Below are 10,565 nucleotides of genomic sequence, written 5' to 3'. Positions count from 1 at the left end.
ACGCATGTTCACTCAGAGACTTGGTATTCATTTATTGTCCGAAGACATTAAGAATCCATGTCACTTTGAGTGCCCACACAGATTGTCTGATAAATTGTTAAAGAGCAGTGCCGCTTCGTTTTCGCTGCGGCGCGGGGTGTGCATATTACGCTTTCCCGCTTCAGAGTCAAGCGTTTATTTTGCTTTTCTCTGCTGACCCGGCGGCGTGTGTGCCGTTGTTCCGTGTCAGTGGAGGCGCATTATAGAGAGTTATTCTTAAGTGACAAGAGGAAATTTAAAAAAAGTTTCTATCCGTGTCTTTTTTCACCAACAGCGGTGATATCAAGCTACAAATTGTTCTATTTGATGTATCTGCAACCACAATCACATTCGAGGTGGCATAATTAACAGCATGAAACATTAAGGAATAAAAGCGATGCCATTAAGCGCACAACAGCTGGCCGCCCAAAAAAATCTGTCCTATGTGCTGGCAGAAAAGCTGGCGCAGCGGATTTTAGCGGGTAAATATGCCCCGGGGAGCATCCTGCCGGGTGAAATGGAGCTGGGTGAGCAGTTTGGAGTAAGCCGTACCGCGGTTCGCGAGGCGGTGAAAACCCTGACGGCAAAAGGTATGGTGCTTCCACGCCCTCGTATTGGCACGCGCGTGATGCCACAGAATAACTGGAATTTTCTCGATCAGGAGCTGCTCTCCTGGTGGATGACCGAAGACAACTTTCATCAGGTCGTCGACCACTTTCTGGTAATGCGCAGCAGCCTTGAGCCTCAGGCATGCCTGCTTGCCGCCACGCTCGGGACGGCAGAGCAGAAAGCGCAGCTTAACGCACTAATGGAAGAGATGGTGTTCCTGAAAAAACACTTCAACCGGGAACGTTGGGTTGAGGTCGATATGGCCTGGCATGAACATATCTATATGATGAGCGCCAATCCGTTCCTCACTTCCTTTGCTTCGTTATTCCATTCGGTGTACCACACCTACTTTACCTCTATTACACAAGACGAAGTGGTAAAGCTGGATTTGCATCAGGCGATAGTGGATGCCATTCAGGAGAGCGACGGGCAGCGAGCCCTGACTGCATGCCAGGCATTGCTGACCGCACCAACTCACCAGCAGGTAAATAAATGACAGAGAAAAAAGCGCGCAGCATGGCCGGATTGCCGTGGATTGCAGCCATGGCGTTCTTTATGCAGGCACTGGATGCCACCATCCTCAATACGGCGCTTCCCGCTATTGCGCAAAGCCTCAACCGATCCCCGCTGGCAATGCAGTCCGCCATCATCAGCTACACCCTCACGGTAGCGATGTTGATCCCGGTAAGCGGCTGGCTGGCCGATCGCTTCGGAACCCGCAGAGTTTTCATGCTGGCCGTAACGCTCTTTACGCTCGGTTCACTGGCCTGCGCGCTCTCCACTTCATTAGCGGAGCTGGTTATCTTTCGCGTACTGCAGGGAATTGGCGGCGCGATGATGATGCCGGTGGCGCGCCTCGCCTTGCTGCGTGCCTACCCGCGCAGCGAACTGCTCCCCGTGCTCAACTTTGTCACCATGCCGGGGCTGGTTGGCCCAATTCTTGGCCCGGTCCTCGGGGGTGTGCTGGTTACCTGGGCAAGCTGGCACTGGATTTTCCTGATTAATATTCCGATTGGCGTGGCAGGGCTGATCTATGCCCGCAAATATATGCCGAACTTCACCACGCCCAGGCGCAGCTTCGATATGGGCGGCTTTTTCCTGTTTGGCCTGAGCCTGGTGCTGTTCTCCAGTGGGATGGAGCTCATTGGCGAGAAGCTCGTTGAAACGTGGCTGGCACTCGCCGTCATCTTCAGCGGTATTCTGCTGTTCCTTCTTTATATACGTCATGCGCGTCGTCACCCGACACCACTTATCTCTTTATCTCTCTTTAATACCCGAACTTTTTCCGTCGGGATCGCGGGCAATATTGCCTCACGTCTGGGCACGGGCTGCGTACCGTTCCTGATGCCATTGATGCTGCAGGTGGGTTTCGGCTACCCGGCGCTGATTGCCGGCTGCATGATGGCGCCCACGGCAATGGGCTCCATTCTGGCGAAATCAACGGTCACGCAGGTACTGCGCTGGTTTGGCTATCGTAAAACGCTGGTTGGCGTGACGGTCTTTATCGGTCTGATGATTGCGCAGTTCTCGCTGCAATCCGCGGCGTTACCGGTCTGGATGCTGATCCTGCCGCTGTTTGTGCTGGGGATGGCGATGTCAACGCAGTTCACGTCGATGAACACCATCACCCTTGCGGACCTGACCGACGAGAACGCAAGTAGCGGCAACAGCGTACTGGCGGTCACGCAACAGTTATCGATTAGTCTTGGCGTAGCCGTCAGTGCGGCCGTACTGCGGTTTTATGAAGGGTTCGATAGCACAAATACCGTTGAACAGTTCCACTATACCTTTATCACCATGGGCGCGCTTACCGTGGTGTCTGCGCTGGTCTTTATGCTGTTAAAACCGAAAGACGGCCGCAACCTGATCAAAGAGCGCCACAAGGCAAAGGCTAAACCGAACCCCGCTCCATCAGAACAGGAGTAAGCTGCAGACGTTGCTGCTGCAGCGTGGGCTGCGCCATTCGGTGGATCAACACATCAATGGCCAGCTCACCCAGTTCATCCTTTGGCTGATGAATGGTCGTCAGCGGCGGCGTCATGTAGCGCGCCAGTTCGATATCATCGTATCCCACGATAGCCATATCGTCCGGAACGCGCAGTCCCGCCTGATAAAGCGCCTGATAGGCACCAAACGCCATCGCATCGTTACCGATAAACACCGCCTGCGGGCGAGGCTCTTGCGCCAGCAGCGTCTGCATTGCCTCGAAACCGCCGTTAAACTCGAAATCACCGGTGATTCGGTAGCCATCAGGAATGGCAAGCCCCGCCCGCGCCATTGCGGAGAGATATCCTTCCAGACGCAGGCGCGCCGGGGTTTTATCCAGCGGGCCGGTAATGCAGGCGATGCGGGTATGGCCCTTATCGATCAGATGCTGAGTCGCCATATCGCCGCCCAGCAGGGAGTTATCCTGAATCAGATCGCTGGTACCGTCGAAGGGCGCCCAGTCCATCATCACCGTGGGAATAGAGGGATAGCGCTGAATGATCTCTTTCGAGGGTTGGTGCGTTTCGGTACAGAGCAGCAGCAGCCCGTCGACGCGTTTTTGCATCAGCGTTTCCAGATTGCGGTTCATGCGCTGCTCGTCGCCTTCGGTATTGCACAGCACCAGGCTGTAGCCACGCTCAAAACAGCTGCGCTCTACGCCACGAACAAGTTCAGAATAAAAAGGATTGGTACTGGCGGTGATCAGCATACCGATGGTGCGCGTCTGGTTGAGCTTGAGACTGCGCGCCAGCGCCGACGGCGCATAGTTGAGATCTTTTACTGCGGCTTCGACTTTCTCCCGAATCGCCTCGCTGACGAAGCGGTCGTTATTAATAACGTGAGAGACAGTCGAAGTAGAAACGCCCGCCATGCGGGCGACATCTTTCATCGTAGCCAAACGTTACCCCTGCTGACTTAAGAATTCATCGATCTCTTTGCGCCACGGAACGGAAGGCTGTGCGCCTTTGCGCGTCACCGCAATCGCGGCGGCGGCATGCGCAAAGCGGATGGCATCATCCATCGCTTTTCCTTCCAGCAGCGCCGTCACCAGCGCACCGTTAAAGGTGTCTCCAGCCGCGATAGTATCAATGGCTTTGACCTTAAAGCCCGGCACGAGACGCCCTTCGCCATTGACGCTTGCCCACACCCCACGGCTGCCGAGGGTAATGATAACGGTCCCGATGCCTTTTGCATGCAGCACTTTCGCCGCACGCGCGGCATCATCGTCATTTTCAACGCGAATGCCCGTCAGCTTTTCGGCTTCGGTTTCGTTCGGCGTAATGATGTCCACCAGCGCCAGCAGCTCGTCTGATAATACACGGGCTGGGGCCGGGTTAAGTACGACAGTGGTATGATTTTCATGCGCAATTTTCGCGGCGGCCAGCACGCTTTCAACAGGCGACTCCAGCTGCATCAGCAGGGCTTCCGCGCCAGCGATAATTTCGCGCTGCGCGTCGACGCGTTCTGTCGTTAACGCAGCATTAGCACCCGCATGAATACCGATGACATTCTCACCTTCCGCATTGACGAAAATCAGCGCCACGCCGGTAGATTCCCCTGCAACCACGCTGACCGGAGCAATGTCGATGTTGTCGCTTGCCAGCTGTTTACGTACGCGCTCACCGGTGTCGTCATCACCCGTGCAGGCGATAAAGGCGATATTCGCCCCGCTGCGTCCGGCGGCGACGGCCTGGTTTGCGCCCTTACCGCCAAACGCGACCTGGTACTGATTGCCAGTGACGGTTTCGCCCGGTGTCGGGAAAGTTTCAAGGTTAAGAATGTGATCGGCATTGATACTGCCAAGGACGACGAGGTTGCCTGCGGTTTTCATGGTTGAGCTGTCCATCTGAGAGCGCCACCGGTGTTACCCGGTGGCGTATGCCACACTTTTCTTTTATTTGGTGTCCCTCAGGCAGCCAGCGACTGCCTGAATCGCCTTTTACTGCTTAATGACCAGCTTCAGGTCAACCGGATATTTGGCCTGAACTTTTTCGCCCTTCAGCACTTTATCGGCAGTTTGCACGCCAGTTGCGCCAATCTGCTCAGGCAGCTGAGCGATGGTCGCAGCCAGTTTGCCATCATTTACCGCTTTTTCACCATCCGGCGTGCCGTCAAATCCGACAACCATCACATCAGATTTACCTGCGGTCTGCAGGGCACGCAGCGCGCCCAGCGCCATTTCGTCGTTCTGGGCGAACACTGCCTGCACGTCAGGATGCGCGGTCAGCAGGTTCTGCATAACGTTCAGACCTTTAGTACGGTCGAAGTCAGCAGGCTGGCTCGCCAGCACGTTGAATTTATGCGCCGCTACAGCCTGCTGGAAGCCTTCACCGCGCTCGCGGGCTGCGGACGTACCGGCAATCCCCTGCAGTTCGATAACTTTCGCGCCTTCACCGGCTTTCTTCGCAATGTAGTCACCCGCGATTTTACCGCCCAGCACGTTATCAGAAGCAATGTGGCTGACCACGTCGCCTTTCGTCGCCTGACGGTCCAGGGTAATCACCGGAATCTTCGCCTGGTTTGCCATCTTCACAGCGTTACCTACGGCGTCAGAATCGGTTGGGTTGATCAGCAGAATTTTGGTACCACGAACGGTTAAGTCCTGAACGTTCGCCAGCTCTTTCGCCGGGTTGTTTTGAGAATCCAGCACCACCAGGTTGTAGCCCAGCTTGTCCGCTTCTTTCTGCGCGCCATCCTTCAGGGAGACGAAGAACGGGTTGTTCAGCGTGGAGATAACCAGCGCGATGGTGTCTTTCGCCATGGCGTTAGCACTTACGGTTGCGCTCAGCGCGACAGCGGAAACCAGGGTAGCCAGTTTTTTCATGTTCATATCTAAGATGTCCTGTAGTGTCGTCAGTTACTGTTTTTTGTTGTCTACCAGTACCGCCAGCAAAATCACCACTGCCTTAACGATCATCTGGTAATAGGAGGAAACACCTAACAAATTCAAACCATTATTCAGGAAACCGAGAATCAGTGCGCCGATCAATGTCCCAACAATGCGACCTTTACCGCCCGCAAGACTCGTACCGCCCAGAACCACTGCCGCGATGGCATCCAGCTCATAACCCGTACCCGCCGTCGGCTGCGCGGAGGAGAGGCGCGCCACTTCGATGATGCCCGCCAGAGAGGCCAGCAGGCCGCACAGGGAGTACACGATAATTTTGACTTTATTAACACTGATACCGGACAGGCGAGTTGCCGCTTCGTTACCGCCCAGCGCATAGATATAACGGCCAAGACGGGTATGGTGCAGCATGTACCACGCTGCCAGGAAGACGATAGCCATGATCCAGACCGGCGTTGGAATGCCCAGCGGGCGGCCGATACCGAACCAGCCAAACAGATCCGCGTTATCGGTAAAGCCGGTATTGACCGGGCTGCCGTTGGTGTAAACCATGGTCACACCGCGCAGCAGCAGCATCATCACCAGCGTAGCGATAAACGCCTGAACGCGGCCTTTTGCCACAATCACGCCGGTTACGGCGCCAATCGCTGCGCCAGCTGCCAGGGCCGCAGCAACGGCCACCAGCGCGTTGACTTCAATGCCAACAATCGAAGCGGCGATCGCACCGGTGAGCGCCAGCAGGGAACCGACGGACAGATCGATACCCGAGGTCAAAATCACCAGCGTCATGCCGACCGCCATAATGGCGTTCACCGACGTCTGCTGCAGAATGTTGAACAGGTTATTCACGGTGAAGAAATTTGGGCTCATGGTCGACACAATCGCGATCAGCACCAGCAGGGCAATCAGCGATTTTTGTTCCATCAGCCATGCCTTTGTGAAATAGCGGCGACCAGAAACAGCCTGGGTAGTCATCTTCTTACTCCTGATTCACGCGATTAAGCTTGCCCACAGCGGCAGCCATCAGAACTTCCTGGGTGGCCTGCTCGCGAGTGAATTCACCGCCGAGATGCCCTTCATGCATGACGATAATGCGATCGCTCATGCCTAATACCTCTGGCATCTCGGAAGAGACCAGAATGATGCTCAGACCGTCGGCCTTGAACTGGTTAATCAGCTGATAGATTTCTTTCTTCGCGCCCACGTCCACGCCGCGGGTTGGCTCGTCGAGGATCAACACTTTCGGGCGCGTCATCAGCCCGCGGGCAATCGCCACTTTCTGCTGATTACCGCCGGACAACAGGCCAATCGCCTGCTCCATCGACGGGGTTTTAACGTTGAAGAGACGGATAAAATCGCTGACCGCCTGCTGCTCGTCTTTATGCTTCAGGCTGCCCCCGCTGCGGCTGAAATAGCGCAGCGCGGTCAGGGACATGTTCTCTTTAACCGACATGCCCAGCACTAAGCCGTCGCGCTTACGGTCTTCAGAGATATAGACGATGCCGTTCGCCAGGCCGTCCTGCGGCGAGCGGGTCACCACTTCATGACCGTCGAGGGTGACGTAACCGCTGGTGCGCGGCAGTGCACCGTAGAGCACTTTCATTAGCTCGGTACGGCCCGCGCCCATCAGGCCCGCCACGCCCAGGATCTCGCCCTGACGCAGGGTAAAGGTCACATCATTTACGCCCGGACCGCAGAGGTTGTCCACCTTGAGGCGGATCTCACCCGGCGCTTTGTCCAGACGCGGATACTGATCTTCGAGCTTACGTCCCACCATCATTTCGATGAGCGTCTCTTCGGTCAGCGTCGCCACTTCGCGCTCGGCAATAAACTGCCCGTCGCGGAAGACGGTAACGTCGTCGCAGATCTCAAAGATCTCTTTCATGCGGTGTGAGATATAGACAATCCCGCGGCCCTGCGATTTCAGTTCGCGGATCACGCGGAAAAGGGATTCGGTTTCGGTATCGGTAAGGGCATCGGTCGGTTCATCCATAATGATGACCTTCGACTCAAAGCTCAGCACCTTCGCGATTTCCACCATCTGCTGATCGCCGATGGAGAGATCGCCCACCAGGCGGTCGCTCTTAAAGCGCAGGTTCAGCTTCGCCAGCAGCTTGTCCGCTTCCGCGTACATGGTTTTCCAGTCGATTTTGCCGAACCGGTTCACGAACTCGCGGCCAAGGAAGATATTCTCGGCAATGGTGAGCTGCGGGATGAGGTTCAGCTCCTGGTGAATAATGCCGATGCCCGCTTCCTGAGAGGATTTCGGGCCGTTAAAGGTGGTCTCTTTACCCAGCCATAAGAGTGAACCGGCATCGCGCTGGTAGATCCCGGTCAGCACTTTCATCATGGTGGATTTGCCGGCGCCGTTTTCGCCCACCAGCGCCATCACGCGCCCGGGGTAGACGTTCAGCGCCGCGCCGGAGAGGGCTTTTACGCCCGGGAACGATTTATCGATCCCTTTGAGTTGCAGTAATGCGTCCATGATGGCCTCAGAAGGTGACGCCAGCACAGAGAATGATATTCGCATACGGGGAACACTCCCCGCTGCGAATCACCGCCTGACTGTCTGCGGTTTGTTGTTTGAACTGCTCGTGCGTTGTGTAACGAATTTCTATGGTGTTTCCCTGGTGTTGTTGCAGTTGCTCAATGTGGCTGAGCAACGTTTCGTGGAGTTGCGGATTATGTTGTTTGATTTCCGCCGCGAGAATGGCCGCCTCAACCTGCATCTCCGCCGTCACGACTTCCAGTACCTGCATAAACGAAGGAACACCCTGCGTTAACGCCATATCAATACGGGTTGTGCTGCGCGGAACCGGTAAGCCTGCATCGCAAACCACCAGCGTATCGGTATGCCCAAGGCGGGAAATAACCGATGAGATTTCTGAGTTGAGAACCGTGCCTTTCTTCATTTTCTTGCTCCACTAGCGAAACGTTTCGCTAACAAGAGTGTAGACGCAAGAGTGTTCAGAAAACCACCATGACGTAACGGAATTGTGATCGACGTCGAAACGTTTCGCTAAGTGAAATGGAGTGGAGGTAAATGCAAAACGGTAACCCCAAGGTTACCGTTTTTTATGTTTGCGCCCTCTCCCTGTGGGAGAGGGTCGGGGTGAGAGCATCAGGCCGCACAAAGACTTAAATCTCTACCTGCGTCCCCAGCTCAATCACGCGGTTAGGCGGGATCTCAAACTGGTCAGGCGCGCGCAGGGCGTTACGCTGCAGGATAAGGTACAGCTTGCCGCGCAGGCGCAGGTACCACGGGCGCTTGCCGATGATCAGCGACTCGTGCGACATAAAGAACGACGTCTCCATCATCCGGCAGCTTAACCCTTCCAGACCGCAGCGGTGGAACACCTCTTCCACGTTCGGCGTTTCGCGCCAGCCGTAGCTTGCCACCACGCGCCAGAAGGTCGGGGACAGCTGCTCGATTTGCACGCGACGCACGTTGTGAACGTATGGCGCATCTTCGGTGCGCAGCGTCAGCAGGATCACGCGCTCGTGCAGCACCTTGTTGTGCTTAAGGTTATGCATCAGCGCAAACGGGATGACGTTCAGGGCACGAGACATATAAACCGCGGTACCCGGCACGCGCACCGGCGGGGATTTCTCCAGCGACGCGATCATCGCCTCCAGAGAATTACCGTGCTCATGCATGCGGCGCAGCAGGCGGAAGCGCTCGCTCTTCCACGTGGTCATCACAATGAACATCAGCAGGCCCAGCGTCAGCGGCAGCCAGCCGCCGGAGACAATCTTGTCGAGGTTCGCGGAGAACAGCGGCACGTCAATGCACAGGAAGCCCACCAGAATCATCGCCACGAGGAATTTATTCCAGTGCCAGTTGCGGTACGCCACCGTTGTGGAGAGAAGCGACGTCAGCACCATCGTACCGGTCACGGCAATACCGTAGGCCGCTGCCAGATTACTGGAGTGCTCGAAGCTAACGATCACGATCACAACGGCAAAGTAGAGCAGCCAGTTAACGAACGGGATGTAAATCTGGCCCGACTCCATTTCTGAAGTATGGATGATGCGCATTGGCGAGAGATACCCCAGACGGACGGCCTGGCGCGTCAGAGAGAAGACGCCGGAAATCACCGCCTGAGACGCAATAACCGTCGCCAGCGTTGCGAGGATCAGCATCGGCACCAGCGCCCAGTCAGGCGCCAGCAGGAAGAATGGGTTCTTAATCGCTTCCGGATTCGTGAGCAACAGCGCGCCCTGGCCAAAGTAGTTCAGCACCAGCGACGGGAGCACCACAATAAACCATGCCACGCGGATAGGCAGCTTACCGAAGTGCCCCATATCGGCATATAACGCCTCAACGCCGGTGATGGAGAGCACGACCGCACCCAGCGCCACGAAGGAAACCACTTTGTATTCCAGGAAGAAATGCACCGCCCAGTAAGGATTCAGCGCCTGAAGGACTTCCGGGTTAGCGATGATGCTACGCAAACCGAGCGCCGCCAGGATCAGGAACCAGGCCAGCATAATCGGCGCAAATAGTTTGCCCACCAGCCCGGTACCGTGTTTCTGGATCATGAACAGCAGCGTCAACACGATGATTGCCAGCGGGACAACCCAGGTATCAAGCTGCGGGGCAATAATCTCCAGCCCTTCAATCGCCGAGAGCACTGAGATAGCCGGCGTTATCACCACTTCCCCATAGAAGAAGCTGCCGCCTATCAGGCCGATAATCACCAGCACGGACGTCATTCTGGCGGAGGTATTGCGACCGGCAAGGGACATCAGGGTCAGGATACCGCCTTCGCCCGCGTTATCAGCGCGCATAACGAAGGAGAGATATTTAACGGAAACGACCAGGATCAGCAGCCAGAAGATGAGGGACAGGAAGCCAAACACGGCATCGCGCTCAACACCAAAGCCAAACTGGCCGGACAGACATTCACGAAGCGTATAAAGCGGGCTGGTGCCGATATCACCGTAGACAACCCCGATCGCCGCAAGCGTTATTGCGGGTAATGATTGCTTATTATCAGTGCTCATAGACTAGTCTTTTCGTTTAAATAACAAATGTGTTCCTGTCCCTTGGTCCACAAAAAGCGCACAGTATGCACGATTCATTGCAAAATCGTACCCCTAA

At 55.8% G+C, this 10,565-nt stretch carries 9 protein-coding genes; 2 read left to right on the top strand and 7 right to left on the bottom strand.

What is annotated here, in order from left to right; genetic code table 11:
* The first annotated feature begins 415 nt into the window (after window positions 1-415).
* Both USG84_RS21380 and mdtD read left to right on the top strand, forming a co-directional pair.
* Entirely contained in the window at window positions 416-1,123 is a 708-nt protein-coding gene (locus USG84_RS21380; RefSeq protein ID WP_061096738.1) for a FadR/GntR family transcriptional regulator, read from the top strand.
* Window positions 1,120-2,553 carry a multidrug transporter subunit MdtD gene (gene mdtD / locus USG84_RS21375; RefSeq protein WP_151412279.1) on the top strand — a complete coding sequence of 478 codons (1,434 nt, stop codon included), beginning with the start codon at window positions 1,120-1,122 and terminating at the stop codon, window positions 2,551-2,553. The genes USG84_RS21380 and mdtD overlap by 4 nt, the downstream gene beginning before the upstream one ends.
* Here mdtD and rbsR read toward each other — a convergent pair.
* From rbsR to kup, 7 genes are all read right to left on the bottom strand, one after another.
* Window positions 2,519-3,511, bottom strand: a complete 993-nt coding sequence (gene rbsR / locus USG84_RS21370; RefSeq protein ID WP_253540100.1) for a ribose operon transcriptional repressor RbsR — start codon at window positions 3,509-3,511, stop codon at window positions 2,519-2,521. The genes mdtD and rbsR overlap by 35 nt on opposite strands.
* 3 nt (window positions 3,512-3,514) lie before the next feature.
* Entirely contained in the window at window positions 3,515-4,444 is a 930-nt protein-coding gene (rbsK, locus tag USG84_RS21365) for a ribokinase (protein WP_151412340.1), read from the bottom strand.
* A gap of 108 nt (window positions 4,445-4,552) precedes the next feature.
* A complete protein-coding gene (gene rbsB, locus USG84_RS21360) occupies window positions 4,553-5,443 on the bottom strand; it encodes a ribose ABC transporter substrate-binding protein RbsB (protein WP_013099394.1) in 891 nt (296 codons plus the stop codon).
* A 27-nt stretch (window positions 5,444-5,470) separates the two neighbouring features.
* On the bottom strand, window positions 5,471-6,436 hold the full coding sequence (rbsC, locus tag USG84_RS21355; protein ID WP_047360514.1) for a ribose ABC transporter permease: 966 nt from the start codon (window positions 6,434-6,436) through the stop codon (window positions 5,471-5,473).
* A 4-nt stretch (window positions 6,437-6,440) separates the two neighbouring features.
* Entirely contained in the window at window positions 6,441-7,946 is a 1,506-nt protein-coding gene (gene rbsA / locus USG84_RS21350; protein ID WP_253543455.1) for a ribose ABC transporter ATP-binding protein RbsA, read from the bottom strand.
* 7 nt (window positions 7,947-7,953) lie between these two features.
* Window positions 7,954-8,373 carry a D-ribose pyranase gene (rbsD, locus tag USG84_RS21345; protein ID WP_003862392.1) on the bottom strand — a complete coding sequence of 140 codons (420 nt, stop codon included), beginning with the start codon at window positions 8,371-8,373 and terminating at the stop codon, window positions 7,954-7,956.
* Window positions 8,374-8,599: 226 nt separating this feature from the next.
* Entirely contained in the window at window positions 8,600-10,468 is a 1,869-nt protein-coding gene (gene kup / locus USG84_RS21340; protein ID WP_061096733.1) for a low affinity potassium transporter Kup, read from the bottom strand.
* Between the last annotated feature and the right edge of the window lie 97 nt (window positions 10,469-10,565).

It is taken from the genome of Enterobacter sp. 168J2 (genome assembly GCF_034107265.1).
In the GTDB taxonomy this organism is placed as follows: domain Bacteria; phylum Pseudomonadota; class Gammaproteobacteria; order Enterobacterales; family Enterobacteriaceae; genus Enterobacter; species Enterobacter nematophilus.
The sequence above is the reverse complement of the archived record's forward strand: the minus strand, read 5'-3'. Positions and strand labels throughout refer to the sequence as shown.

Coding starts and splice junctions, on each gene's coding strand:
- rbsB (WP_013099394.1), bottom strand. CDS start 5,443: ATGAACATGAAAAAACTGGCTACCCTGGTTTCCGCTGTCGCGCTGAGC.
- rbsC (WP_047360514.1), bottom strand. CDS start 6,436: ATGACTACCCAGGCTGTTTCTGGTCGCCGCTATTTCACAAAGGCATGG.
- kup (WP_061096733.1), bottom strand. CDS start 10,468: ATGAGCACTGATAATAAGCAATCATTACCCGCAATAACGCTTGCGGCG.
- USG84_RS21380 (WP_061096738.1), top strand. CDS start 416: ATGCCATTAAGCGCACAACAGCTGGCCGCCCAAAAAAATCTGTCCTAT.
- rbsK (WP_151412340.1), bottom strand. CDS start 4,444: ATGAAAACCGCAGGCAACCTCGTCGTCCTTGGCAGTATCAATGCCGAT.
- rbsD (WP_003862392.1), bottom strand. CDS start 8,373: ATGAAGAAAGGCACGGTTCTCAACTCAGAAATCTCATCGGTTATTTCC.
- mdtD (WP_151412279.1), top strand. CDS start 1,120: ATGACAGAGAAAAAAGCGCGCAGCATGGCCGGATTGCCGTGGATTGCA.
- rbsA (WP_253543455.1), bottom strand. CDS start 7,946: ATGGACGCATTACTGCAACTCAAAGGGATCGATAAATCGTTCCCGGGC.